This window comes from Microbacterium sp. LMI1-1-1.1 (assembly GCF_040815675.1).
In the GTDB taxonomy this organism is placed as follows: domain Bacteria; phylum Actinomycetota; class Actinomycetes; order Actinomycetales; family Microbacteriaceae; genus Microbacterium.
Window position 1 is genome coordinate 222,611 of record NZ_JBFPNN010000001.1, and the last position, 24,626, is coordinate 247,236.

Genomic DNA, 24,626 nt, shown 5'->3' on the forward strand with positions numbered 1-24,626 from the left:
GCGAGGGGCGTCAGTGCGGATCGCGTCCCAGGACCTCGGCGAGCACGTGGCGGGCGAAATCCGCCTCGCCGGGGGTCACGTTGGTCAGCATGATGAGTCCCTTCCACAACGTCCACCCCGCGCCGCGCGCCCAGGTCGCGTCGTCGAACCCGACGGTGCGGCGGAACGTCGTCCGGGCGTGTCCGCGGAACCTCGTCCACAGGATCACCGTGTCGCACGCCGGGTCGCCGACGGCGGAGCAGCCGAAGTCGATGACGGCGGTGAGACGGTGGTCGTCGTCGACGAGCAGGTTGCCGATGGCGACGTCGCCGTGGACCCAGACCGGCGGTCCCGTGAACGTCGCGTCGACCGCCTCCCGCCAGATCCCGCGAGCACGGTCGCGGTCCGATCGGTCGAGGAGATCCAGTCGCGGCAACACCTGATCCTCCCACTGCGCGACGTCGCCCCCGCGGAACGCGCTGTGCAGCCCAGGAGCCGGACCGCCGTCGGCGTCCACCCGGCGCAGAGCGGCGAGGAACGACGCCAGCCCGTCGGCCAGGGCCACGTCGTCGGCCATCCGGGCGGCATCCGGCCGATGCCCGTCGATCCACTCGTAGACTGACCACGGTGCCGGGAAGAAGGCGGTCGCGCGACCGCGGCCCGCGACGACGGGGATCCGCAGGGGGAGCAGGGGAGCGAGCCGCGGCAGCCACCGCTGCTCCTTCTCGACCTGGGGGACGTAATCCGCATCGGCGGGAAGACGCACGAGGTGGTCCCGGCCGAGACGGAACGTGCGGTGGTCGTTCCCGGACTCGGGCACGGCCACCACGGGGTCCTCGCCCCACCGCGGGAACTCGGCGCGCACGAGCGCCGTGACGAGCGTCGGGTCGATGGCATCCCGTGGGGGGAAGGTCGCGCTCATCGCGCCAGGCTAGCCCGCGCCCTCCTTCGCAACGTCATCACCGCGTTCTGAGCGGGGACCAGGACGGCCCCTGAGGCCGAGCTCAGGGGCCGTCGGGCGTCCGGCGCTCTCAGGCGCCCGGGGCCCCGCCCCCGGGACCGCCGGCCATGCCGGTGGCCGCCTGCTGCTCGACGCTGTTGGCGTAGTCGTTCGACGGGTCCCGGTAGATGGTGTGGACGTGCCCCCAACCGGAGGTGGTGACGCCGGACACGTCGGCCCCGGCCGAGCCCTGCTGGGCCTGGAAGGCGATGTACACGTTCGGCCCCGAGATGGAGAAGTTGATGCCGTCGCCCGTGGTCATGTCGTACACCGTCTCGCCGGACCACGCGATCACGGTCTCGTCCAGCGTGGCCTCGATCTTCGCCAGGGCGTCGGCGGTGGTCTGCTCGTCGGCCATTCCCGCCCAGTTGGCGATGAGCTCCAGCAGCAGCTGCTTCTGCTCGTCGGTGAGGTCCGCGCCGGTCAGGCCCGCGCCGGTCTCGAAGTCGCACGTGTCGCCCGGCGCGCACATCGACACGTCGCCCGACGTGAGGGTCGCCTGCTGCTCGGCGGTGAGGCTGTCGAAGAACGCGAAGGCGTCGGTGTAGATGCCCTCGAAGGGCTGCACCTCCGTGCCGGAGTCGTCGGTGAAGTCGGCCGGCTGGACCCCGAGGTGGGTGGGTGCGAAGGTGATGGCATCCGTCGATCCGTCCAGAGTGGCGTTGATGCCGAGGTGGTGTCCGCCGAACTGGACCTCCCAGGCCGACGTGTCGGAGGGGTCGCCGAAGAAGGCGATGTAGTACTGACCCAGCACGTCCGCGTCCGTGGAGCTGGAGTACTCCGACAGGTAGGCGTCACCGGCCATGATGTCGCTGACGGTCTGGTAGGCCTCGTCGCTCAGCAGCGCCTGGAGGACGGTGAGGGCGGCGGTCTTCTGCTCGTCCGTCAGGTCCGCGAGGTTCAGGCCCGCGCGCTCGACGAAGGTGATGGGGAAGTTCGACCACGAGGTGGTCTTCGTCTCGTCGTCGTAGTCGTACAAGACGGCCTCGCGCTGCTCGTCGCTGAGGGTCGCGAGGAACGCCTCCGCCGCGGCGGCGGTGTCGGTGATGGTCTGCGTCGTCGTCGTGGCCGAGGTGCCCGTGGACGCGGTGGTGCTCGTCGACGCGGACGCGGAGGTCGTCGTCGAGGTCGTGGCGGCCGTCGTCGGCGTGGTGGTGGAGGCGCCCACGGCGCAGCCGGTCAGGGCCACCGACATGAGCACGACGCCGGCGGCGAAGGTCGCGAGGGGTCTGGTCCGGGTCGGGCGGGCGACCGGCGCGTCGGGGGCGGTCGAGGAGCGACGAAGGCGGGAGAGCAGGTTCGTGGTGTGCATGCCCATCATGATGGGAAGGGCTCCCAAACCGGGCCCTCAGCGAACCTTGGACGTTCCTATGAGGGTGGCCGCCCGCCTCGCCCACCGAGGCGTGCCGGGTGGGGGGGGGACTCGATGAGCGTCGCGCGGAGGCGCGGACAGGAGCGCGTGTGAGAATGCTTCTCATGCACGCCCCCCGCGTCCTCCGCACCGCCGCCGCCGCCGTCCTCGTCGCCGCGCTCGCCGCCCTCGCGGGATGCGCGAAGGGGACGGCCACCCCGTTGCCGGAGCCCTCGGCGCAGACCTCGTCGGCGGACGGCGGGTCGACCGTCCCCGGGGAGGACGTCGCCCGCGCGCTGGGCGAGGTGGAGGCCGCTCACGACGTCACCGTCGGTGTCGCTGTCATGGACGCCGACGGCGAGATCCTGTCGTACCGGGGCGATGAGCGGTTCGGATACGCCTCCACCCTCAAGGCGTTCGCCGCCGCCGCTCTCCTCGCCGTGAAGACGCCGGCGGAGCGCGCCGAGACGGTGACCTGGACGCAGGCGGACGTGGATGCCGCCGGCTACTCGCCGGTGACCTCGATGCGCGTCGGCGACGGTCTCACCCGCGACGAGCTGGCCGAGGCCGCGGTCCGCGACAGCGACAACACCGCGATGAACCTCGTGATGTCGTCGGTCGGCGGGCCGGCGGGCGTCGAGGACTTCCTGCGGGGGATCGGCGACGAGACGACACGGGTGACGGCGTTCGAGCCGCAGCTGAACGACGTGCGCCCGGGGTCGGAGGAGAACACGACGACGCCGGACGCCGCGGCATCCGCCCTCGGGGAGATCCTGGCGGGAGAGGCGCTCGCAGCGGAGGAGGCGGCGACCTGGCTCGAGTGGATGAGCGGGAACGCGACGGGGGACACCCTCATCCGCAGCGCCGCGCCCTCGGGGTGGACGGTCGCCGACAAGTCCGGTGGGGCCGGCGGCATCCGCAACGATGTCGCCGTCGTCACCTCTCCCGACGGGCGCCGGGTCTTCCTCGCGGTCCTGACGAGGACGAACGACCCGGACGCCTCCTACGACGACGCGGCCGTCGCCGACGCGGCCCGCGTCGTCTTCGACGCGCTCTGACGGCAGGGCCGGTGGGTCGACCCGCGTATGGGAAGGTCGACCCAGGAGACCCCCGAAGAGAGCGGACACGATGACGCGATTCCTCGCAGGCGGCCGGCTGGCCGTCCTGGTCCTGTCCGCGACGCTGCTCGGCGGCTGCGCCGGCACGGGCGGCGCGGACAGCGGCGGCACGGACACGGTCGCCGCGCCGCCGCCCGGGAGCGGCTTCGACTATCAGCTCGGGGGACCCTACGACCCGCCGGAGGGGGCGACCGTCGTCGTCCGTGATCGGACCGCCCCGCCCGCCGGCGCGGGCTACGACGTCTGCTACGTGAACGGCTTCCAGACGCAGCCCGACGCGTCCGCGGCGTTCGCCCGCGACCATCCCGACCTGCTCCTCCATGTCGACGGCGAGCCGCTGGTCGATCCGGGGTGGCCGGACGAGTACCTGTTCGACACCTCCACGGCGGAGAACCGCCGTCGGCTGGCGGCGATCGTCGGTCCCTGGATCGAGGGATGCCGCGAGTCGGGCTTCGACGGGGTGGAGATCGACAACCTCGACGCGTTCCTCCGCTCGGAGGGGGCGACGACGGCATCCGACAATCTCGCCCTCGCCGAGGAGTACGCGCGCATCGCGCACGACGCGGGACTTGCCATCGCGCAGAAGAACACCCCGGACCTGTCCAGCGAGCTCCGCGCGGCCGGGTACGACTTCGCGGTGGCGGAGTCGTGTCGGGAGTTCGACGAATGCGCCGCCTTCACCGAGGTGTACGCCACCGTGCTCGACATCGAGTACACCGACGAGCTCGGGGCCGGCGGGTTCGACGACTCCTGCGCCGATCCCGGCCGGCCGTCGTCGATGATCCTCCGCGACCCGAAGCTCGTCACGCCCGAGGACCCCACGTACCGCTACGCGTCCTGCGGGCGATAGGCGGGAGGCGCGAAGGAGGGGCGGAACGGCATCCCTCCGTCCCGCCCCTCGCCGATGCGACTAGCGCGTCAGCGGCAGGACCGCGCCGGATAGGCCGCGGACGTCTGCGTCGTCACGTTCTTGCCGTCGACCGTCGAGGTCGCCGTCACCGTGAGGGAGCCCGCCTCCACGGCCGACGCCCGGACGGTGAGCGATCCCGAGGTGCGGGCGCCCGGCGTGAGGGACCCGAGGTTCCGCGACCCGTACGGCGACGACAGGGTGACCGTCACGGGCGAGGTGCCGGTGTTCTGCACGGTGCCGACGAGGACGACCTTGCCGCTGACGCAGCGCGAGGCGGCGGTCGCCGAGAGGGCGGGCGTGACCGTGACGGTCGTCGTCACCGTCCGCAGTGCGGGCAGCACCTCCTCGTCGCGGGTCATGTCGAAGACGGGACGGCCGTCGGCCGCGTAATGGATGCGCACGATGCGGGTGTCCCGTCCGTCGCCCCCGACCCCGTCGCCCCAGGTGTGGTAGACGTACAGGTCGTTCCCGTCCTCGTCCGTGGTGACCGAACCGTGCCCGGGACCCTGCTCGTAGGTGCGGTAGTCGGTCACCCCGGCGGGCATCGGCTCGCTCTTCAGCAGCGGCAGGTCGTACTTGTGCCAGCTGTCGATGTCGGTGAGGTCGCTGTCCTCGTCGGCCCAGGCACCGCCGACGATGTACTTCGGGCTCACGCCGTCGCTGGAGTAGACGAGGGTGATACGGCCGTCCCGCTGGATGGCGAACGCCCCCTCGGCGAGCCGCTCCTCGAACGACAGGCTCGGCACGATGATCGGCACGGGTTCGTCGATGACGCGCGTCGGCTGCGCCGGGTCGACCTTGGCGATCCAGGTGGCCGGGTCGCTCAGCGGCGCTCCGACCGGCGTGTAGCGCTGCGACCAGGCGTAGTACGCCGTGCCGCCGGACTCGAAGTACGTCATGTCGAGGCTGATGTTGCGTCCGAACTCCGCGCGGCCCAGCGGCGACGCGTCGGCCTTGGTGACGGCGCTCGGCTTCGACCAGTCGGCCGGGTTCGCCGGGTCGCCGCCGTCGCGCAGCTGCATGATGTGCGCCTGCACCGTGAACCACGCGCCGCCCTGCGTCGACTGGTCGTTGTCCGGGTTGAAGCACGGTGCGAACAGGATCGACAGCTTGCCGCCGATCTCGTGGATCTCGGGCGCCCAGTAGCATCCCGCGATGACCTTGCCCTCGGCCGTGCGGTCGCCGCGCGTGTTCCGGTTGAGCAGGTCGACCTCGATGGAGCGGCCGCCGTTGACGTCCGCGAGCGCGTCGACCGTGTCCGCGACGCGGATCGGCAGGTGCGCGGAGGCGATGTTGTTGTTGTTCGTGTCGTCGGTCGCGATGAAGAGGTACTTCACTTCGCCGTCGCGCTCGTAGCGGTACATCGTCGGGTCGGCCCGGTTGAAGGCGAAGGGCTCGGCGTACTCGCGCTGACGCACGGTCCCGCTGACGGTGTACGTACCCGGCGCCGCCGTGGCGAGACGGTCGAGGTCCGCCTGGTTCCAATCGACGCCGCGCGTGGCGGTCGACCCGTCCGAGTACGACAGGTCGGCCTTGGTTCCCGCGAACGTGGACGCCTCGCCCTGACGCACCACCTGCGGCTTCACCGACACGGCGGTGTTGACGATCCGTCCCAGACGGGCGGTCAGCGACGTCGCCGTCGCCCCCGACACGGGGAGGGTCCCCGCGGGACGCGCGTCCGCGACCCGGGAGGCGAAGCCGGACAGGTCGGGGCTCCCGACGGTGATCGCCGAGCCGGACAGGACCGCGCCGCGGTTGCCCTCCGTGACGACCCACGAGCGCTTGCCGTCGTTCGAAGGCCAGAACGGCGCCGTGCGCAGCTCCGTGCGCGCGAGGTCGGTGACGGTCGTCGAGCGGGCTGCGCCGGCCGCGTCCCTCCACGAGACGAGGTAGCGCTTCTGGTCGGAGTCGTAGACGGCGCGGGGCTCGACGACGCCCGCGGTGGTGCCCAGGTCGAGCAGCCCCAGCTCGGTGAAGTCGGTCGCACCGGCATCCGTCGCCTTGAAGACGAGCGCGCTCGAGGTCTGCGTGCCGTCCGCGCCGCCACCCTGCTGGACGCGGGTCGCGATCACGCCGATCGTGCCGTCGGCGAACGTGAACAGCGACGGGTTCGCGATCCCTCGGTGGTCGATGCGGTCGACCGCGAAGAACTCGCCCTCGGCGAAGGCGATACCGCCGTTCTTGTACAGCGGGGTCGCGTCGGCCGGCGACGTCCCGAGCGCGAGGTGCAGGCTGCGGGCGACCGAGTCGGTGTTCGCGTTGCGCTCGCCGGTGGGGGTGCGGGTGTACGACACGAGCTGGCGCCCGGTCTGCGAGCTCAGCACCGTGACCGCGAAGGTCTTCGTGACCGTCGTCGCGCCGACGCGCACCCGCGCGACCAGCTGGACGGTGCGGTCCGCGGCCGTGGTGTTGGTCAGGGTGTCGTTCGCGGCGGCGGTGCCGTCGGCGGTCCACGCGATCGGGTACCCCGCCACGGTGGGCAGGGTGGTCCCGGATGCCACGACGGGCGGGACGACGAGGGCTGTCCGCAGACGCGCGGCGGCGTCGGCCTCGGTGTCCGCGGCGACGGTGACGCTGGTGGCCGCGCCGGTCGCGCTCGCTCCGGCGAGCGTCGCGGTCGGGGTGAGGGTGACGACGGCGTCGGGGGAGCCGGCCGCGGGACGACGCACCGTGCCGTTCGCACCGACCACCGCGGGGTCGCTGCTGGCCCAGGAGATGGCGGATCCGCCCGCTCCGCGGGTGGGCAGGGCGATGTCGCCGGTCACGGGGCCGGAGACGGGGACCCGGACGGCCTCCGCGTCGGCCTGGACGATGGCGGTCGCGGTGGGGGCGGCATCCATCCGGACCTGCTCGGGGGTCAGGGCCTGGGCGTAGACGTGCACGTCGTCGAGGGCGCCCGCGAAGAACGGGTCGGGACCGTAGAAGGACTTGCCGAGCAGGCCGGAGAACGCGCTGGTCCCCACGGTGGCGGCTCCGGTCACGGCGGTCGGGGTCGTCTCGACGAGGCTGCCGTCGACATAGGTGGACACGCTGACGCCGCTGCGGAGCACGACGGCGACGTGGCTCCACCGGCCGACGTCCGCGGGGCCGGGCGCGGAGGCCCGCTGCTCGGACCCGCTCTTGACGGCGCCGATCAGGCGGCCGCCGCACTGGGGGGTCGTGAAGAGGTAGCGGTCGCTGGACTGGCCGAGCGTGTAGGCCCAGGCGCAGCTCTGGTTCCCGTCCCAGCGCATCCATGCCGACATGGTGACGTCGGTCGTCGCGGCGGTGGTGAGCCCGGGAGCGATCTCGACGAACGCGGCGGCCGACCCGGCGGCGCCGCCGGGGAGCTTCAGCGCACGGTCGGACCCGCCGCGGGGTCCGGTGACGGAGGTCGCGCCCGTCCCGCGGACGGTGCCCGGGTGCGACCCCGCCGCGTCGGCGATCGTCGCGCCGGCCGCGAGAGCGGAACCGGGGGAGGTGGATGCCGCGAAGTCGTACGACAGGATCGGGGTCGGCGCCTCGGCGGCGGCGGCGGGCAGGCCAGGGAGCGCGAGCAGGCCGAGGGTGGTGGCGGCCACGACGACGGCGGAGAGCGGCCGGCGGGAACGGGGGCGTGCGGTCGTCTTCATCGACGGTTCCTCTCGGTTCGGCGGTGAACCAGGTGCGAACAGCGGCAGGACGCGGGGGTGGTCGCTGCCGTCCGGCGGGGTGCCGCCGGGTCCGGCGGGGTGACGCCGGGTCCGGCGCCTACGGTAGCGGGAAATGTTCCCGCTAACAAGAGATCGATCCGCGTCAGTGCCGTCGGCGCAGGGTCGCCGACGCGACCGCGACGACCGTGCCCACCGCGACGCCGATGACGGTCTCGAGCACGCGGTCGCGCAGCAGCAGCTCCGGGGGTGTCGGGGACGCGAGCGACACCATGAGGAGCGCGAGCGGCGTGATGAAGACCATCGCGATGCCGTAGTTGCGCCCGACGAACAGTTCCGCCCCGGCCTGCAGGGCGACGGCGATGAGGATGACCGCCCATGCCGGCAGGTGGAGCGCGAGCAGGCCGGCGGCGACGAGGACGCCCAGCAGCGTGCCCGTCAGTCGCTGCGCGCCGCGGATCAGCCGCGCCGTGACGTGCGCACCGCCGACGGCGGCGACCGCGCCCACGACGGCCCAGTACCAGTGGGTGCCGACCAGGAGCAGCCCGGCGACCCCGGCCAGGAGCGCGGCCACGCCGACGGTCGCCGTCATCTCCCAGGCCACGGGCCCGATCGCCAGGCGCGGCTTGGACCGCGGGGAGCGCAGGCCGCGGCGGGCCAGCGCGAAGACGACGGTGACGAGCAGGCACCACGCGACGCTCGTCGCGCCGACGACGAGCACCTCGGCGAGGGAGAGCGGGGTCGCGGGGAAGCTGGCGCACGCCCCGACGGCGAACACCGCGAACAGCGCGCCCGGAGGATGCCACTGCGCACGGTACGCGAACAGCGTCACGGCCGCCGCGACGACGGCGATGACCGCGACCGCAAGGAGGGGCGGCGTCGACACGAGGGAGAGGGTCGTCCCGATGAGCATGCACGCGAGGAGCACGACACCGGCGGTCGTCTGCATGCGAAGCCGGACGCGGGCGGGATCCTGCCGACCGTACAGCGCGGCGAAGGCGCCGAAGCTGGCATAGACGCTCAGGTCGAGGCGATCGATGAGGAGCAGGATCAGCAGCGGCACGGCGACGCTGACCGCCGCGCGCAGCGCGACGCGGTGATCGCCCTGGTGCGGACCGATGCGGAGGACCCCGGTCCAGACTCGACCCCGGGATGCTTCTGCCACCCCTCCACCCTACGCCGGTGCCCGCGCCGGCCCGTCGGCCGTGGTCAGCCCCGCGTTCCCCGACGCCGTGGGGTGGCGCAGATGCTCGCCGACGGGGGCTTCGAGCGCGCATTCGCGGCGAGTCAGCGCGGTCTGTGCCCCGATGCCGTGAGTTGGCGCAGATGTACGGGCGCGGCTGCTCTGGGCGTGCATTTGCGACAAGTCAGCGCCGTAGTGCGGGAGAAAGCCCCCATCGAGCCCGGGCCCGAGCCCGACACGTCCACGGCCGCGGACGGCGGTCAGTCGGACCCCACGGTGGAGGGCGACGACTTGCCGCGGGAGTGACGTCCTTCGACGTCGAACGGAGCCGGCTCGCGCGGCGGCGGCGCTCCGTAGGGTGGGAAGCCCCGACCCGCCCGAGGAGAGACGTGTTCCGCACGCCCCTAACCCTGTTCCGCACGCTCGCCATCGCCGAGGCCGTCTCCTGGACGCTGCTCATCGGCGGCCTGATCCTGAGGGCGACGGCCGACCTGTCCGTCGCGGTGTCGATCGGAGGCGGCATCCACGGCTTCGTCTTCCTCGCCTACGGGGCGACGGCCGTGCTCGTCGCTCTCAACCAGCGGTGGGGGATCGGGCCGACCGCGCTCGCCGTGGTCAGCGCGGTGATCCCGTACGCGACGATCCCGACCGAGATCTGGCTGCAGCGCAGCGGCCGACTGCGGGGATCGTGGCGTCGCGAGGAGAGCGACGATCCGCGCGACCGGCGGCCGGTGGACCGGCTGCTGCGCTTCTTCCTGCGTCGGCCCGGGGTGCTGGGTCTGCTCCTCGCCGCGGCCGTGGCGGTGGTGTTCGTCGTCCTGCTCGTCGTGGGCCCGCCCGGCGGCAAGGGCTGAGCCGCCCGGCGGCGTCGCGCGTCAGCGTCGCGTCGACACCGTCACCGTGAACTTGGCGTTCCGCGCCACCTGCCGCGTCGGCCCGACGAGGCGCTCCAGCGCGGGGCGGTAGCGCAGCGGAGAGTTCCAGACCGTCCACAGCTCGCCGCCCGACCGGAGCACCCGCGCGGCGTCGGCGAACAGCCGCGGGGCGACGTCCTCGGTGACGGCGGCTCCGACGTGGAACGGCGGGTTCAGCGCGACGAAGGTCGCACTGCCGTCCGCGCGCGACCGCAGCATGTCGTCGCGCACGACCTCGACCCGGTCGGCGACGTCGTTCGCGGCAGCGGTGGCGCGCGCGGAGGCGACCGCCGCGGCGGACTGGTCGCAGGCGACCACGCGCAGGGACGGATGCCGCCGGGCCAGCGTCGCGGCGACGATCCCGGTTCCGCAGGCCAGATCGATGGCCTCGGGTCCCGTCGGCGCGGGAAGGTGAGCGAGCAGCAGCCGCGTGCCGATGTCGATCGCGGCGCCGGCGAACGCGCCGCCGAACGCCCGGATCTCGAGGCCGTCCGCGCGAGCGGCATCCGGTTCCGGGTCGATCCCGCCGTGCGGGCCCCGCGCGAGGAGCACCCGGGACTTCTGCCGGGCATGCGTCACGTCGACGCGGTCGAACCGCCGGCGCAGCACGTCGTTCATGGCGACCGTCATGTGCTTGAGTCGGCCGCCGGCGACCACGACCACGGACGGATCGGCGTGCGCGGCGATGAGCCCGGCGATGTCGTCAAGCGCGCGGAGAGACCGGGGCAGGCGGAGCAGGACGGTCCGGGCGCCGGTCACGAGGTGGGCATCCAGGAGGGGGTGCGTTGCGAACGTGCCGTCCAGCCCGAGTGTCTCGGCATTGGCCGCCAGTGCGCGCTCCCCGGTGAGGGCGTCTTGATGGACCCGGATGCCACGCGCTCCCGCGTGCGCCGCGGCCAGGGTCAGCGCGCCGTAGCCGTCGCCGATGACGACGAGATCGCCGTCCTGCGCGGCGGCGCGGGACCCCGCCGACTCGTCGAGGATCAGCCGGTCGGCGGCGTCGAAGGGCAGGAGGCCGGGGCCCTCGAGATCGGGGCGGCGACGGAGCGCGTCGAACGGGAAGGACACGTCGGATGCGGCTGCAGGGCAGCCGGAGGTCTTTACCGGGTGCCGAAGTGGAACGGCACGGCCAGCGCGGCCGCGACGAGCAGGACGCCCAGGGCGAACCACAGCGCCGGTGCGGCCAGCGAGAACGAGAGGCCGGTGAGCAGCATGCCGGCGAGGAACAGCACGAGAGAGATGATGAACATGAGGGGGTCCCTTCGGTCGTCCCAGGCTATCGTGCCCCGTCGGCGGCCTCGCGCACCGCGGCCCTCTCGCCGAGCGCCGCGTGCGCCCAGAGCGTGCTGCCGGCGACCGCGGCGGGCATGATCGCCACCGCCCCGAGCGGGACGAGGAAGCACAGCTGCGTCGCGACGCCGAAGCCGAGGGCGCGGGCGCGGTTGCGCCGGAGGAGTGACCGGCGGGCGCGGCGGTACAGCCCGCGGGCGGAGAGGGCCCGCGAGGTCAGCTCGTCGGCGAGGAGCCACCCGGTGAGGACGATGCCGACGGTCGCTCCGAGGACGCCGCCGACGAGGGGGACGAGTCCCACGAGCCAGGCGACGAGAGCGGCCAGGATGCCGCGGACCACCAGCCGTACGCTGTCTCCCGCCGCACGCCAGAACCCGTACTCCGTGTCCGGGACCTGCCCGGTGGCCGACTTCTCGGTGGCGCGCCAGATTCGGTCGTAGACGGGCTCGCCGACGGTCAGCGTCACCGCGGTGAAGGTGACCGCGACGATCAGGAGGGCCGCGCCGAAGGATGCGACGCCCACGGCGACCCGCAGCGCGTCCGACCAGAACGGCGCCCAGCTGTCGACGAAGGGCGTCCAGTCGTCGACGACATTCGACAGCGTGATGCCCCAGGCGACGAGCGCGCCGACGGCGACCAGACCGACGACCGCACCGGGGATGAGTCCGAGCGCCATCGCGCCTGGCGTGCGTCGCCACTGACCGAGGCCGCGGCCGAGCATCCCGGCACCGGCGAGGAATTCGCGCATGCGGTCAGTCTCGCAGAACGCGCCTCACCGCCCGGGGATCTGCTGCAGCGTCCACCGGTTCCCGTCGGGGTCCGCGAACGTGACGAAACGCCCCCACGCCTGCTCGTCGACGCCGTCGGCGGCCGCACCGGCGTCCCGCAGCTGCGCGAGCGCCGCGTCGGCGTCCGGGACCACGACCTGGATCGTGTCCTGTTGCCCCGGCTGCAGCGTCAGGCCGAGTCCGGTGCCGAAGGCGATGGAGCACGCCGACCCGGGTGGGGTCATCTGCACGAAGCGCAGCTCGTCGTTCACTCGCTGGTCGTGGTCGGCGTGGAAGCCGATGCGTTCGTAGAACTCCTTCGCCCGGTCCACGTCCGACACCGGGACGAAGATGAGCTCGATCTTCCATTCCATGACGGTCCTCCCTCGTGTGCGGCCAGTATGCTCCGGGCCTCCGACATCGGACACCCCCCGGCGGGCCCGGATGGATGCCGGGCCGGTGGCATTCATCCGGGTCCGTGCCGTCGTGTCGGGGTCGTCGTCCGTGCCGTCGTGCGGAGTTCGGGGCCGACACGCCGTGGGGGTGGGCCCGGGAGGCGGCGTGTCGCCCGCGAGTCCGCGGGACGGCGGACCCCGCGACGGGCCGCGCCGCTGAAAGGATGGCGGAATGCGCCTCCGCACCACCTCGACGCAGCGGACCTACCGGTACGTCCGTCTGGTCCTCGTCGGGGCCTCCGTGCTGCTGGCGGTCTCGGTCGCGGTCCAGTTCGTCGTCGGCGGGCCGCTGTCCTCCCTCAGCGCCGCGTACTACTCGCCGGCGGGGCCGGTGTTCGTGGGGAGCCTCTTCGCGGTCGCGGCCGCCCTCGTGGCGCTCTCGGGCCGGAGCCTCGAGCAGGGGCTGCTCGACGTCGCCGCGGTGCTCGCGCTCGTCGTGGCCGTGGTGCCGACCACCGTCGACGGGGACGCGTGTCCGGCGGGCGGACGCTGCGTCCCGCCCGAGGTCGTGCCGACCGTGGCGAACAACGCCGTCTCCGTGGCATCCGTCGTCGTCCTCGGAGCCGTCGCGGCGGCGATCCTGGCGCGGGTGCAGGGGACCGCGAGCCGGGGGGTCGCGATCACGATCGGCGTCATCCTGGCCCTGGTCGTCGGCGGCTCCCTGTGGGCTGCTTCCTCGCCGCAGGGGTTCCTCCTGGCGGCGCACACCGTCGCGGCCGTGGCGTTCTTCGCGCTCGTCGGGGCGGTCGCGGCGCTCGCCGCCCGACGTCCGCCGTCACCGGGACGACGCCCCCGCGGGGTGCGCGTCGCCTATGCGGTCGTGGCCGGCGGCATCCTCCTGACCCTGGTGCTCCTGCTCGTCGCGCTCGTGCTCGAGGGGACGGCCGTGGTGGACCTCCGCGGGTTCCCGGTGGTCCTCGTCGGGGAGGCGGCGGCGCTCCTCCTGTTCCTCGTGTTCTGGGTCGTGCAGACCGTCGAGCTGTGGGACGACGTGGACCCGCGCCTGGGTCCGGGAATACCGGCGGCATCGTCACGTTGAACTTGATACGTCGAGACTCAAGTAGCAAACTTGCGTCAGATCGACTCACGTATCACAGGAGACGAATTGCCCGAGAACCTCACCCCCGGCGCCGGCGACGACGGCGCCCAGTCGTTCGACGAGTTCCTCGCGCGCTACCTCGCGGGGGAGCGGGCGCGCGCCGAGCGCTCCATCGACCTCAGCCGCTTCCTCAGCGCGCGGACGCAGGAGGCCCTTCAGGCCGCCGGCCGGTACGCCCTCGGACGCGGCCAGCGCGAGCTCGACGCCCTGCACGTGCTCCACGTGCTCGTCGGGCAGTCGCCCGCCCGCGACGCCGTCATGCGCCTGGGCGCGGACCCGTCCGCCATCGCCCGCGCGGCGGAGAGTCGCCTGCCCGCCGCCGGTGCCGCCGCCAACGTCGACGGTGCCGTCGTCGCGGGCTCGGTTCAGCGCGCGCTGTTCCACGCCTTCCAGGTCGCCCGCGCCGCCGGCTCGACCTACGTCGACCCCGACCACCTGTTCTTCGCCCTCGTGCTCGCGCAGGACGCCCCCGCCGGGCAGATCCTCGCGCAGGCCGGCGTCACCGCCGAGGCCCTGACCCAGGGGGTCCGAGAGACCGTCGTGGGCGGCGACGAGACGCTCGCGCCCGCCGAAGAGGCATCCACGACCCCGAACCTCGACCGCTTCGGCACCGACCTGACCGCCCGCGCGGCGGCCGGCGAGCTCGACCCGGTCATCGGGCGCGCGGACGAGATCGAGCAGACGATCGAGATCCTCAGCCGTCGCACGAAGAACAACCCCGTCCTGATCGGCGAGGCCGGCGTCGGCAAGACCGCCATCGTCGAGGGTCTCGCCCGGGCGATCGTGGCCGAGGAGGTCCCGGAGCAGCTGCGCGGCACGCGCGTCGTGTCGATCGACCTCGCCGCCATGCTCTCCGGCGCCCGCTACCGCGGCGACTTCGAGGAGCGCCTCACCCAGACGATGGACGAGATCGCCGCCCACAAGGGCTCGCTCGTCGTGTTCATCGACGAGGTGCACACGCTCGTCGGCGCCGGCGGCACCGGCGACGGCTCGATGGATGCCGGGAACATCCTCAAGCCCCGCCTCGCGCGCGGCGACCTCCACCTGGTGGGGGCCACCACCCTGAACGAGTACCGCACCATCGAGAAGGACCCCGCCCTCGAGCGCCGCCTGCAGCCGGTCCGCGTCGGCGAGCCGTCGATCCCGGATGCCGTGGAGATCCTGCGCGGCCTGCGCTCGGCCTACGAGGAGCACCACCAGGTGACCTACACCGACGACGCCCTGCGCGCGGCGGTGGAGCTGGGCGACCGCTACCTGCCCGACCGCGTCCTCCCGGACAAGGCCATCGACCTCATCGACCAGGCCGGCGCGCGGCTGCGGCTGCGCCTCGGCGCGAAGGTCGACGTGTCGGCCCTCGTCGCGCGGCTCGCGACGCTCGAGGCGGACAAGAACGCCGCGGTGTCCGCCGAGCACTACGAGGAGGCCTCGCGCATCCGCGACGAGATCGCCGACGTGCAGGTTCGGCTCGACAGCGCCACGTCCGCGCCGTCCGCCGGGGCGGTCGTCGACGAGCCCGAGATCGCCGCCGTCATCAGCCGGGCCACCGGCATCCCCGTCGCCCGCCTCACCGAGACGGAGCGCGGCCGCCTGGCCCAGCTGGAGGACGAGCTGCACGCGCGCGTCATCGGACAGGACGCCGCGGTCACCGCCGTGTCCAAGGCCGTCCGCCGCAACCGCACGGGCATGGGCGACGCCCGCCGCCCCGTCGGGTCGTTCCTCTTCCTCGGACCGACCGGCGTCGGCAAGACCGAGCTGGCCAAGGCCCTGGCGTCGTCGCTGTTCGACGACGAGGGCGCGGTCATCCGGTTCGACATGAGCGAGTTCGGCGAGCGCCACACCGTGTCGCGCCTGGTCGGCGCCCCTCCGGGGTACGTCGGCTACGACGAGGCCGGACAGCTCACCGAGCGCGTCCGCCGCAACCCGTACGCGGTCGTCCTGTTCGACGAGATCGAGAAGGCCCACCCCGACGTGTTCAACCTGCTGCTGCAGGTGCTCGACGACGGACGCCTGACCGACGGTCAGGGGCGCACGGTGGACTTCCGGAACACCGTGATCGTGATGACCTCGAACCTCGGCAGCGAGTTCCTGGCATCCCGCTCCGGAGCGATCGGCTTCACGACGACCGGACGCGACTTCGCCGACGACGACCTGCGCGACCGCGTCATGGGCAAGCTGCGGGAGGCGATGCGGCCGGAGTTCCTCAACCGCATCGACGACATCGTCATGTTCCGCAAGCTCGAGAAGGAGCAGCTGCGCGAGATCGTCCGGCTCATGCTCGGCGCGACGGCGCGACGGCTCGCCGCCCGCGAGGTGGGCCTCGAGGTCACCGAGGCCGCCGTCGACCGGCTGGCGGAGGTCGGCTACGAGCCCGAGTACGGCGCCCGGCCGCTGCGCCGGCTCATCCAGCGCGAGGTCGACGACCGCATCGCCGACCTGTTCGTCTCGGGCGAGCTCGCCGACGGGGGAGCGGTGACAGTGGATGCCACGGCCTCCGGCTTCGTCGTGACGGCGGGGTCGCGCGTCGAGGCGCTCGCCGCGTAGTCGCGGATCGCACGCCCCCGGGGTCTTCGGACCTCGGGGGCGTTTCCGTGCCCGGGGGCGTGTCGGGCTTCGGCGGGCCGTCGTCGTACTCCGGAGTTTTCGGGGCGGGTGTGCGGCTGTGGCGTGGCGGGCCGTCGTCGTACTCCGGAGTTTTCGGGGCGGGTGTGCGGCTGTGGCGTGGCGGGCCGTCGCCGTACTCCGGATTTTCCGGGGCGGGGGTGCGGCTGTGGCGTGGCGGGCCGTCGCCGTACTCCTGAGTTTTCGGGGCGGGGGTGCGGCTGTGGCGTGGCGGGCCGTCGCCGTACTCCGGAGTTTCCGGGGCGGGGGTGCGGCTGTGGCGTGGCGGGCCGTCGCCGTACTCCTGAGTTTTCGGGGCCGCAGGGCCGGGAACAGGCCGATTCGGGACCCGCGGCGCGAACTTTCCGGAGTTCGGCGAGGGCGGGCGGTGGGAGGCGGGGAGGGGGCGGCGGAACTTCTCCGGAGTTCGGCGAGGGCGGGCGGTGGGAGGCGGGAGGGGGCCGCGGAACTTCTCCGGAGTTCGGCGAGGGCGGGTGGGGGGAGGCGGGGAGGGGGCGGCGGGACTTCTCCGGAGTTCGGCGAGGTGGAGCCCGACGGCGGGTCGCACACCGGCGCGCGGGCGCGCCAGGGGCTGCCGCGATGTCGGTGGGGCGCGGCAGAGTGGAGGCATGAGTCGTATCGGCACGATCTTCAGCCCGTACCCGCATCCGCCCGAGGAGCTGCGCGACGCCGCGCGGGCCGCGGAGGACGCGGGGGTGGCCGAGCTGTGGCTGTGGGAGGACTGCTTCCGGTCGTCCGCGTGGGCGGCGGCCGCCGCGGCCCTCGCCGTCACCGACCACCTCCGCATCGGCGTCGGCATCGCCCCGCTCCCGCTGCGCAACGTCGCGGCCTCGGCCATGGAGGTCGCCACGATCGAGCGGATGTTCCCCGGACGCCTGCTGCCCGGGTTCGGACACGGCGTGCAGGACTGGATGCGGCAGGTCGGCGCCAAGGCCGCCTCCCCGCTGACGCTCATGCAGGAGCAGCTGCCGGCGCTGCGCGCGCTGCTGGCCGGCGAGACCGTCACGACCGAGGGCCGCTACGTGCGGCTCCGCGATGTCGCGCTCGACTGGCCGCCCACGGTCGCCCCCCGTGTCTACGCCGCCGCCGAGGGTCCGAAGACCCTGCGCCTCGCCGGGGCGGTGGCCGACGGCGTCGTGCTCGACAGTCGGCACACGGTCGAGGAGGTCGCCGCCGCCGTCGACGAGGTGCACGCCGGTCGCCGCGAGGCCGGCCGCGAGGGGCGCGCCGACGTCGTCGCGTACGTGCTGACGGCGTTCGGACCCGACGCCGAGGAGCGCGTCACGGCGCGCATGACGGACCGGCCGGATGCCGCCGAGCGTGCGCTGTTCGGATCGGTGTCCGCGGTGGCCGAGGGCGTCGCACGCTTCCACGCCGCGGGCGTCGACGACGTCGTCCTGCTCCCCACGGACGACGTCGACCTCGCCGCGTTCCTCTCCGCGGCGGGACAGGTGACCGTCGCGTCGCCCGACGCGGAGTCCGGGGCCGCCCGGGGTCCGTCCGACAGCCGGGCTCAGCCGACCGAGGGAGGCGTCGCGTGAGCCGGGGGACGGTGTCGCTCGGCGTCGCCGGCTCGCTCGGACCCGCCGCCATCGCGCAGATCGCGGTCGCCGCAGAGAAGGCCGGGTTCGACACCCTCTGGGTCAACGACACCCCCGACGGCGACGCGCTGGCAGCGCTCGCCGCCGCGGCGGAGGTCACCGGCCGCCTGCGCCTGGCCACCGGCGTCGTGCCCGTGGACCGTCGGCCCCCGTCGATGATCGCCGAGGAGGTGGCATCCCTCGGTCTGCCGACGGAACGGCTGACCCTCGGCATCGGCTCGGGCATCGCGCGCGAGGGCGCGCTGGGCCGGGTCCGCGAGGCCGTCGAGGTGCTGCACGACGCGGGGGTTCCGCGCGTGGTGGTCGGGGCGCTCGGTCCCAAGATGCGCCGCCTGGGCGCGACCGCGGCGGAGGGCGTGCTCCTGAACTGGGTGCCGCCGGCCGAGGCCGCGGCGCAGACCCGCGAGCTGAAGGCCCTGGCGTCGACCGCCCATGTCGCCGTGTACGTCCGCACCGCCATCGTGTCGGCCGCCCGCGCGCGGCTCGACGCCGAGACGGCGCGCTACGCCGCGTTCCCGAACTACGCGGCGAACTTCGCCCGGATGGGGGTGGATGCCGCGGCCACGACCATCCGCGACGTGACCGAGCTCGGCGACGCGCTGGAGGCCTACACCGAAGCCGCGGACGAGGTCGTGCTGCGCGCGATCGTGCCCGGGGACACGGTCGAGGCGTACGTCGACTTCGCCTGGCGCACCGCGCCCGCACCGCGCTGACCGAGCCCCGGCGCACCGCGCGCCGCCGACGAGGCCGCGAACCTGACAGAAAGAAACGAATCGTCACGGAATTTCTCGTGCGACGCCCCACGTTGTGAAATGTCGATGATGTCTTCCCCCCAGACCCCCGCCCCGGCCGCGCACACCGCGTGGATCGCCTCCCGCCGCGCGACCGTGACCGCCCCGCAGGGCGCCCTCGCCCTCGTCCTGACGCATTGGTCGGCCGCCGGTGCGCCTCCGGTGCCGGAGTCCGTCGCGCGCGAGGGACATCCCGACGCCGCGCTGCTCACCCGCCTGCACCGCGAGGACATCGACTCCGGCGAGCCGCAGGAGGGCTACCGCATCTGGCGACAGGACTCTCCGGCGAACCTGGCGTTCGAAGGCATCGAGTACTACGACTACGACCCGTCCTGGGTGCTCCCCGGTCGCTTCGAGCTCGTCGACGAGGAGCGCGTCGTGCCGTTCGAGCACATCCGCGACGACGGCGCGACGCGGGCGCTCCCCGTCTCGGGGGACCTCGTCTTCGAGCGCGACGGGCAGGAGTTCCGGCTCGCGGCGTTCGACACCGCGTACGGCGGCTCCGCCAAGCTCCAGCTCGTGTTCGGCGACACGACGAACGGCGCCGAGAGCTACGGCGCCGGTCGCTTCCTCTTCCTCGACCGGCCGGCGTCCGAGCGCCCGCTCGTCCCCGGCGACGTCGTGGACCTCGAGATCGACTTCAACCGCGCGATCGTGCCGCCCTGCGGATTCTCCAGCCAGATGAACTGCCCGCTGCCGCCGCCCCAGAACCGGCTGCCCTTCCCCGTCCGCGCGGGGGAGAAGCGGGTCCGCTTCGCCGGCGACTTCCACCCCTGACACGGGCGGCGGCGCCGGCCCTCTGAGGCCGTCGGCGCCCCCGCGGCCGCCCCCGCGGCATCCATCCCGCCCCACCTCGCACACCCGCCGCGGAACCCCACCCGCGGCATCCACCCCGACAGCCAGGACACCCCCGACCACCACCGATCTCGCCCACCCGGCCGCGCCACAGCACCCGCGCGGTTCTCGCACCGAAGGAAACGACGTGTCCTCACGCCTGCGCTCCACCCGTCTCAGCGCCGCCCTCGCGGCCTCCACCATCGGACTGCTCGTCCTCTCCGGTTGCGCGGCCGGCGGCGGCGACGCGAGCGGGGGCGGAGCGGACCCCTCGGCCGAGATCGTCGTCGGCTCGCAGAACGAGCCGACCAACCTCGACCAGATCTTCGGCGGCTCCTCCGGCGTCACCGAGGTCTTCACCGGCAACGTGTACGAGGGCCTGTTCCGGATCACGGACGACGCGGAGGTCGAGCCGCTGCTCGCCGCCGAGACCGAGGTCTCGGAGGACGGTCTCACCTACACGTTCACGCTGCAGGACGCGACGTTCCACTCCGGCAAGGAGCTGACGGCCGACGACGTCGTCTACAGCCTGGAGCGCTTCGTGGGCGAGGAATCGATCGCCGCACGCAAGCGTCAGCTCAGCGTCATCGACACCGTGACCGCCGTCGACGACTCCACGGTCGAGGTCACCCTCAGCCAGCCGTCGATCAGCTTCACCTACAACCTCGGCTACGTCTGGATCGTCGACTCCGAGGCCGGCGACCTCACCGCCACGGCCGACGGCACCGGTCCCTACCAGCTCGACGACTACCGCAAGGGCGACTCGATCACCCTCGGCGTGTACCCCGACTACTGGGGCGACGCTCCCGCGAACGGCGGCGTCGTCTACCAGTACTACGCCGACCCGACGGCCCTGAACAACGCCCTGCTCACCGGTGCGGTCGACCTCGTGACGAGCCAGTCCAACCCCGACAGCCTCGGCGAGTTCGAGGACGCCGGCTTCCAGATCATCGAGGGCACCTCGACCACCAAGGAGATCCTCGCGTTCAACGACCGCGTCGAGCCGTTCAGCGACACCCGCGTCCGCAAGGCGATCTACTCGGCGATCGATCGGGAGAAGCTCCTGGATGCGATCTGGGACGGCCGCGGTCAGCTGATCGGGTCGATGGTCCCGCCGTCGGAGCCGTGGTACATCGACCTCGCCGACAACAACCCGTACGACCCCGCCCTCGCCGAAGAGTTGCTCTCCGAGGCCGGATACGCGGACGGCTTCACCTTCTCCATCGCGACCCCGGACTCGGGCGTGCACTCGACGGTGGCGGAGTTCGTCGCCGCGGAGCTGGCCAAGGTCGGCATCACCGCGGACATCGAGATCATCACCGACGACCAGTGGTACCAGCAGGTCTACACGGACAAGGACTTCCAGGCGACGCTGCAGGGCCACGTCAACGACCGCGACATCAACTTCTACGGCAACCCCGACTTCTACTGGGGCTACGACAACGCCGACGTGCAGCGCTGGCTCACCGAGTCGGAGGCGGCCGGGAGCGTCGAGGAGCAGACCGAGCTCATCCGCCAGGTCAACCAGCAGATCTCCGACGACGCCGCGAGCGTGTGGCTCTACCTCAACCCCCAGCTGCGCGTCGCCGCCCCGGGTGTGACGGGCGTGCCCGAGAACGGCCTCAACTCGCTGTTCTACGTCAGCGGCATCCAGAAGGGCTGATCATCGGGCGTTATCTGCTCCGACGGACAGGATTGCTGCTGCTGGCGCTCGCGCTGGCGGTGGTGATCCTGTTCGTCGTGCTGCGCGTGCTCGGCAACCCGGTCTTCTCCCTCATCTCCGTGGGGGCGACCGACGCCGAGATCGCGGCGGCGGCCGCCCGCCTCGGCGTGGACCGGCCGCTGTGGCAGCAGTTCCTCGACTACGTCGGGCAGCTCGCCACCCTCGACCTCGGGCAGAGCTTCACGAACCGGCTGCCGGTCGGCGACGAGATCCTCCGGCGTCTGAACGTCACGCTGCCGCTGACGCTGCTGTCGTTCCTCCTCTCGGTGGTCATCGCCGTGCCGGTCGGCTTCCTCGCCGCGTGGAAGTCCCGCACCTGGTACGGCAGCGCCTTCTCGGCGCTGTCGCAGCTGGGCGGGGCCGTCCCGGTGTTCTGGGTCGGCATCCTGCTGGTGGGTCTGCTTTCGTTGAACTGGCGCCTGTTCCCGGCCGGCGGCTTCCCGCGCCGCGACTGGGAGGATCCGGGTGCCGCCCTGTTCGCGCTGACCCTGCCCGTGGTCACGATCGCGATCGTCGCCGGCAGCGACCTGGCGCGGTACGTCCGCAGCGCCACCCTCGACGTGCTCGGGCAGCAGTACCTCCGCGCCGCCCGCGCGACGGGACAGGGCTTCGGCACGGCGCTGCGTCGTCACGGCATCCGCAACGCCGTGGTCCCGGTGATCTCGATCCTGGCCATCCAGCTGTCCACGACGTTCGTCGGCGCCGTCATCATCGAACGGGTCTTCGCTCTTCCCGGGCTCGGCGACATGCTCCTCGTCGCCATCCGCGAGCAGGACTTCCCGAGCGTCCAGGGGGTCATCCTGTTCTCCACCGCCCTCGTCCTCCTGCTCGGCTTCGTCGCCGACGTGGCGCAGCGCCTGATCGACCCGCGCCTGCGGGGGACGCTGTCGGGCAACCGGCGCGCGAAGGCGGTGGCATGAGCACCGCCGCCGTCGCCATCGTCACCGAGCCGCGTGCGCCGCGCCGTGCCCGTCGCCGCTCGATCAACCTCGCCGTCGGGGCGGTGCTCTTCGGCCTCATCGCGGTCGTCGCGGTCGTCTCGCTGTTCTGGACGCCGTTCTCCCCCGAGGAGACCGGCGGCGGCCGGCTGCTGCCCCCGGGCGCCGAGCATTGGGCGGGGACCGACCGTCTCGGGCGCGACCTGTTCTCGCAGCTCATGGTCGGCGCCCGTCTGGCGATGCTCGTCGGCGTCGGGTCCGTGGCGATCGCCGCGGTGGTCGGGATGCTCGTCGGACTCGTCGCCGCGATCGCGGGGCCGCTCGTCGACGACGCGGTGTCGAGCCTGCTCGACATCGCCATCGCGTTCCCCACCGTCCTCCTGGCGATGCTGATCGTCGCGTGGCGGGGGGCGTCGCTGGAGTCCGCGATCCTCGCCATCGGGCTCGCCGGCTCCGCCGTGGTGGCGCGCCTCACCCGCGTGACGGCGGTGCGCGTCCTCGGCCGCGACTTCGTCACCGCCGCGCGCACGTCGGGCACGGGGGTCGTCGGCATCGTCGGCCGGCACGTCCTGCCCAACGTGTGGCCCACCCTCATCGTCCCGCTCGCGCTGCAGTTCGGCGGGGCCGTGATCGCCGAGGCCTCCCTGTCGTACCTCGGTCTGGGCTCGCCTCCGCCGAACGCGTCCTGGGGGCGGATGCTGCAGGAGGCGCAGAGCACCGTCACCGTCGCCCCGACGGCGGCGTTGCTCCCCGGCATCCTGCTGGTCATGACGATCGTCGGCATCAACCTGCTCGCCGACGGCGTGCGGGACGTCGCCGACCCCGCCTCGAGGAGCATCCGATGACCGCGCCGCTCCTGGACCTCGACGCGCTCGGCATCGACCTCGACGACCGGTCGCTCGTCGAGGCGGTCACCGTGTCGGTCGCGCCGGGCGAGCGCCTCGGCATCATCGGCGAGTCCGGCTCCGGCAAGTCCCTCACCGCCCTGGCCGCCCTCGGCCTCCTCGCGCACCCGCTCCGCGCCCGCGGGAGCGCCCGGATCGGCACCGGGGAGGGGACCGTGGATGCCGTGACGGCGCCGCAACGCCGACTCGATCGGGTCCGCGGTACGGTGCTCGGCGCGGTGTTCCAGGAGCCGCTCGCCTCGCTCGACCCGCTCATGCGGGTGGGCAAGCAGCTGACCTGGCCGCTCGCCCGGCATCGCGGACTCCGCGGCGATGCGCTGCGCCGTGCCGTGCTCGACGCCTTGGCCGACGTGCAGCTGCCCGAGCCGGAGCGCATCGCGCGGAGCTACATCCACGAGATCTCCGGCGGTCAGCGTCAGCGTGTGGCCATCGCCCTCGCCCTCGCCGGCTCGCCGCGCCTGCTGATCGCGGACGAGCCGACGACCGCCCTCGACGTGACGGTGCAGGCCGGGGTGCTCGACCTGCTGCAGCGCGAGGTGTCGGAGCGCGGGATGGCGCTGCTGTTCATCAGTCACGACCTCCCCGTCGTCACCCGGATGACCGACCGCGTGCTCGTCATGAAGGACGGCCGGCAGGTGGAGGTCGCCGACACGGCCACGCTCGTCTCCGCGCCCGTCGATCCGTACACGCAGCAGCTCGTCGCGGCATCCCGTGCCCTTGACGACCTGCTGCCGGAGGGACCCCGATGACCGGCACCGCCGCGCCGATCCTGTCGCTCGAGAACATCGCGTTCGCCTACCGCAGCGGGCGTCCGGTGCTGCACGACGTGTCGCTCGCGCTGGCACCGGGGGAGAGCGTCGGGCTCGTGGGTGAGTCGGGTGCAGGCAAGACCTCGCTGCTGCGCGTCGCCCTGGGGCTGCAGACACCGACCTCCGGCACCGTGCGCTTCGACGGGACGCCGCTGCCGACCGGGCGGCGCGCGGCGCTGCGGGACTACCGCCGCGCGGTGCAGCCGGTGTACCAGGACCCGTTCTCGTCGCTGGACCCCCGCATGACCGTCGGCGACTCGATCGCCGAGCCGCTGCGCTCGCTCGGCATCCCCGGCGACCGTCGGGCACGGGTGGCCGCGCTGCTGGCCGACGTGGGGCTCCCCGCCGACGCCGCCGGCCGCTACCCGGAGGCGTTCTCGGGCGGACAGCGGCAACGCATCGCGATCGCCCGCGCGCTCGCGCCCGAGCCGCGGCTGCTGCTGGCAGACGAGCCGGTGAGCGCCCTCGACACGAGCGTGCGCCTGCAGGTGATCGAGCTGTTCCAGCGGCTGGCGGCGGAGCGGGGCATCGGGATGCTGCTCGTCTCGCACGACCTCACCGTCGTCGCCGCGCTCTGCACCCGCGTCGCCGTGCTCGAGGGCGGACGCCTGGTCGAAGAGGGGCCGACCGCGGACGTCCTGTCGCGGCCGGCGCACCCCTACACCGCCCGTCTCCTCGCGTCGGTGCCGCGCCTGCCGCGGTGACGGCCCC

21 protein-coding genes are annotated in these 24,626 nt (G+C 73.2%); 13 read left to right on the forward strand and 8 right to left on the reverse strand.

Annotated elements, in window-relative coordinates:
• Nucleotides 1-10: 10 nt before the first annotated feature.
• A complete protein-coding gene (locus MRBLMI1_RS01055; protein ID WP_367726291.1) occupies nucleotides 11-901 on the reverse strand; it encodes an aminoglycoside phosphotransferase family protein in 891 nt (296 codons plus the stop codon).
• Between the two features lie 109 nt (nucleotides 902-1,010).
• Nucleotides 1,011-2,291, reverse strand: a complete 1,281-nt coding sequence (locus MRBLMI1_RS01060; protein ID WP_367726292.1) for a DUF3500 domain-containing protein — start codon at nucleotides 2,289-2,291, stop codon at nucleotides 1,011-1,013.
• Between the two features lie 164 nt (nucleotides 2,292-2,455).
• Between MRBLMI1_RS01060 and bla the strand changes: the two genes are divergently transcribed.
• The gene (gene bla / locus MRBLMI1_RS01065; RefSeq protein WP_367726293.1) at nucleotides 2,456-3,388 is read left to right on the forward strand and encodes a class A beta-lactamase; all 933 of its coding nucleotides are present in this window, start codon (nucleotides 2,456-2,458) and stop codon (nucleotides 3,386-3,388) included.
• A gap of 70 nt (nucleotides 3,389-3,458) precedes the next feature.
• Complete coding sequence (locus MRBLMI1_RS01070; RefSeq protein WP_367726294.1) at nucleotides 3,459-4,298, forward strand: endo alpha-1,4 polygalactosaminidase; 840 nt, start codon at nucleotides 3,459-3,461, stop codon at nucleotides 4,296-4,298.
• A gap of 68 nt (nucleotides 4,299-4,366) precedes the next feature.
• Here MRBLMI1_RS01070 and MRBLMI1_RS01075 read toward each other — a convergent pair whose 3' ends face one another.
• Both MRBLMI1_RS01075 and MRBLMI1_RS01080 read right to left on the reverse strand, forming a co-directional pair.
• The gene (locus tag MRBLMI1_RS01075; protein WP_367726295.1) at nucleotides 4,367-7,969 is read right to left on the reverse strand and encodes a LamG-like jellyroll fold domain-containing protein; all 3,603 of its coding nucleotides are present in this window, start codon (nucleotides 7,967-7,969) and stop codon (nucleotides 4,367-4,369) included.
• Between the two features lie 163 nt (nucleotides 7,970-8,132).
• Nucleotides 8,133-9,152 carry an FUSC family protein gene (locus MRBLMI1_RS01080; protein WP_367726296.1) on the reverse strand — a complete coding sequence of 340 codons (1,020 nt, stop codon included), beginning with the start codon at nucleotides 9,150-9,152 and terminating at the stop codon, nucleotides 8,133-8,135.
• A gap of 407 nt (nucleotides 9,153-9,559) precedes the next feature.
• On the opposite strand from MRBLMI1_RS01080, the gene MRBLMI1_RS01085 reads away from it, so the two are divergent.
• On the forward strand, nucleotides 9,560-10,024 hold the full coding sequence (locus MRBLMI1_RS01085) for a DUF3817 domain-containing protein (protein WP_367726297.1): 465 nt from the start codon (nucleotides 9,560-9,562) through the stop codon (nucleotides 10,022-10,024).
• A 21-nt stretch (nucleotides 10,025-10,045) separates the two neighbouring features.
• Here MRBLMI1_RS01085 and MRBLMI1_RS01090 read toward each other — a convergent pair whose 3' ends face one another.
• The 4 genes from MRBLMI1_RS01090 to MRBLMI1_RS01105 are packed head-to-tail and all read right to left on the reverse strand — an operon-like array spanning nucleotide 10,046 to nucleotide 12,515.
• The gene (locus MRBLMI1_RS01090) at nucleotides 10,046-11,152 is read right to left on the reverse strand and encodes a class I SAM-dependent methyltransferase (protein WP_367726298.1); all 1,107 of its coding nucleotides are present in this window, start codon (nucleotides 11,150-11,152) and stop codon (nucleotides 10,046-10,048) included.
• A gap of 32 nt (nucleotides 11,153-11,184) precedes the next feature.
• On the reverse strand, nucleotides 11,185-11,334 hold the full coding sequence (locus MRBLMI1_RS01095; protein ID WP_367726299.1) for a hypothetical protein: 150 nt from the start codon (nucleotides 11,332-11,334) through the stop codon (nucleotides 11,185-11,187).
• A gap of 26 nt (nucleotides 11,335-11,360) precedes the next feature.
• Nucleotides 11,361-12,122 carry an EI24 domain-containing protein gene (locus MRBLMI1_RS01100; RefSeq protein WP_367726300.1) on the reverse strand — a complete coding sequence of 254 codons (762 nt, stop codon included), beginning with the start codon at nucleotides 12,120-12,122 and terminating at the stop codon, nucleotides 11,361-11,363.
• Nucleotides 12,123-12,146: 24 nt separating this feature from the next.
• Nucleotides 12,147-12,515, reverse strand: a complete 369-nt coding sequence (locus MRBLMI1_RS01105) for a VOC family protein (protein ID WP_367726301.1) — start codon at nucleotides 12,513-12,515, stop codon at nucleotides 12,147-12,149.
• Between the two features lie 253 nt (nucleotides 12,516-12,768).
• Here MRBLMI1_RS01105 and MRBLMI1_RS01110 point away from each other — a divergent pair, with 253 nt between their 5' ends.
• The 10 genes from MRBLMI1_RS01110 to MRBLMI1_RS01155 all read left to right on the forward strand — a co-directional run bounded on the left by MRBLMI1_RS01110 (nucleotide 12,769) and on the right by MRBLMI1_RS01155 (nucleotide 24,619).
• Nucleotides 12,769-13,635, forward strand: coding sequence for a hypothetical protein (locus MRBLMI1_RS01110; protein WP_367726302.1), 867 nt, complete (start codon nucleotides 12,769-12,771; stop codon nucleotides 13,633-13,635).
• 66 nt (nucleotides 13,636-13,701) lie between these two features.
• Complete coding sequence (locus MRBLMI1_RS01115; RefSeq protein ID WP_367726303.1) at nucleotides 13,702-16,236, forward strand: ATP-dependent Clp protease ATP-binding subunit; 2,535 nt, start codon at nucleotides 13,702-13,704, stop codon at nucleotides 16,234-16,236.
• A 686-nt stretch (nucleotides 16,237-16,922) separates the two neighbouring features.
• Nucleotides 16,923-17,855, forward strand: coding sequence for an LLM class flavin-dependent oxidoreductase (locus tag MRBLMI1_RS01120; RefSeq protein WP_367726304.1), 933 nt, complete (start codon nucleotides 16,923-16,925; stop codon nucleotides 17,853-17,855).
• Nucleotides 17,852-18,628 (forward strand): LLM class flavin-dependent oxidoreductase, encoded by a 777-nt coding sequence (locus MRBLMI1_RS01125; protein WP_367726305.1) that lies wholly within the window; start codon nucleotides 17,852-17,854, stop codon nucleotides 18,626-18,628. Before MRBLMI1_RS01120 ends, MRBLMI1_RS01125 begins: the two co-directional genes overlap by 4 nt.
• Before the next feature lie 108 nt (nucleotides 18,629-18,736).
• Nucleotides 18,737-19,483 (forward strand): DUF1684 domain-containing protein, encoded by a 747-nt coding sequence (locus tag MRBLMI1_RS01130; RefSeq protein WP_367726306.1) that lies wholly within the window; start codon nucleotides 18,737-18,739, stop codon nucleotides 19,481-19,483.
• Nucleotides 19,484-19,688: 205 nt separating this feature from the next.
• Nucleotides 19,689-21,203, forward strand: coding sequence for an ABC transporter substrate-binding protein (locus MRBLMI1_RS01135; RefSeq protein ID WP_367726307.1), 1,515 nt, complete (start codon nucleotides 19,689-19,691; stop codon nucleotides 21,201-21,203).
• Nucleotides 21,204-21,235: 32 nt separating this feature from the next.
• A complete protein-coding gene (locus tag MRBLMI1_RS01140) occupies nucleotides 21,236-22,183 on the forward strand; it encodes an ABC transporter permease (RefSeq protein WP_367726308.1) in 948 nt (315 codons plus the stop codon).
• Entirely contained in the window at nucleotides 22,180-23,046 is an 867-nt protein-coding gene (locus tag MRBLMI1_RS01145; RefSeq protein WP_367726309.1) for an ABC transporter permease, read from the forward strand. Before MRBLMI1_RS01140 ends, MRBLMI1_RS01145 begins: the two co-directional genes overlap by 4 nt.
• A complete protein-coding gene (locus MRBLMI1_RS01150) occupies nucleotides 23,043-23,855 on the forward strand; it encodes an ATP-binding cassette domain-containing protein (protein WP_367726310.1) in 813 nt (270 codons plus the stop codon). The genes MRBLMI1_RS01145 and MRBLMI1_RS01150 overlap by 4 nt, the downstream gene beginning before the upstream one ends.
• The gene (locus MRBLMI1_RS01155; RefSeq protein WP_367726311.1) at nucleotides 23,852-24,619 is read left to right on the forward strand and encodes an ABC transporter ATP-binding protein; all 768 of its coding nucleotides are present in this window, start codon (nucleotides 23,852-23,854) and stop codon (nucleotides 24,617-24,619) included. Before MRBLMI1_RS01150 ends, MRBLMI1_RS01155 begins: the two co-directional genes overlap by 4 nt.
• The last annotated feature ends 7 nt before the right edge of the window (nucleotides 24,620-24,626 follow it).

Excerpts from the sequence above, each read along its gene's own strand:
- MRBLMI1_RS01055 (WP_367726291.1), bottom strand. The coding sequence starts at position 901 with ATGAGCGCGACCTTCCCCCCACGGGATGCCATCGACCCGACGCTCGTC.
- MRBLMI1_RS01100 (WP_367726300.1), bottom strand. The coding sequence starts at position 12,122 with ATGCGCGAATTCCTCGCCGGTGCCGGGATGCTCGGCCGCGGCCTCGGT.
- MRBLMI1_RS01105 (WP_367726301.1), bottom strand. The coding sequence starts at position 12,515 with ATGGAATGGAAGATCGAGCTCATCTTCGTCCCGGTGTCGGACGTGGAC.
- MRBLMI1_RS01150 (WP_367726310.1), top strand. The coding sequence starts at position 23,043 with ATGACCGCGCCGCTCCTGGACCTCGACGCGCTCGGCATCGACCTCGAC.
- MRBLMI1_RS01155 (WP_367726311.1), top strand. The coding sequence starts at position 23,852 with ATGACCGGCACCGCCGCGCCGATCCTGTCGCTCGAGAACATCGCGTTC.
- MRBLMI1_RS01070 (WP_367726294.1), top strand. The coding sequence starts at position 3,459 with ATGACGCGATTCCTCGCAGGCGGCCGGCTGGCCGTCCTGGTCCTGTCC.
- MRBLMI1_RS01075 (WP_367726295.1), bottom strand. The coding sequence starts at position 7,969 with ATGAAGACGACCGCACGCCCCCGTTCCCGCCGGCCGCTCTCCGCCGTC.
- MRBLMI1_RS01095 (WP_367726299.1), bottom strand. The coding sequence starts at position 11,334 with ATGTTCATCATCTCTCTCGTGCTGTTCCTCGCCGGCATGCTGCTCACC.
- MRBLMI1_RS01110 (WP_367726302.1), top strand. The coding sequence starts at position 12,769 with ATGCGCCTCCGCACCACCTCGACGCAGCGGACCTACCGGTACGTCCGT.
- MRBLMI1_RS01060 (WP_367726292.1), bottom strand. The coding sequence starts at position 2,291 with ATGCACACCACGAACCTGCTCTCCCGCCTTCGTCGCTCCTCGACCGCC.
- bla (WP_367726293.1), top strand. The coding sequence starts at position 2,456 with ATGCACGCCCCCCGCGTCCTCCGCACCGCCGCCGCCGCCGTCCTCGTC.
- MRBLMI1_RS01145 (WP_367726309.1), top strand. The coding sequence starts at position 22,180 with ATGAGCACCGCCGCCGTCGCCATCGTCACCGAGCCGCGTGCGCCGCGC.
- MRBLMI1_RS01120 (WP_367726304.1), top strand. The coding sequence starts at position 16,923 with ATGAGTCGTATCGGCACGATCTTCAGCCCGTACCCGCATCCGCCCGAG.
- MRBLMI1_RS01130 (WP_367726306.1), top strand. The coding sequence starts at position 18,737 with ATGTCTTCCCCCCAGACCCCCGCCCCGGCCGCGCACACCGCGTGGATC.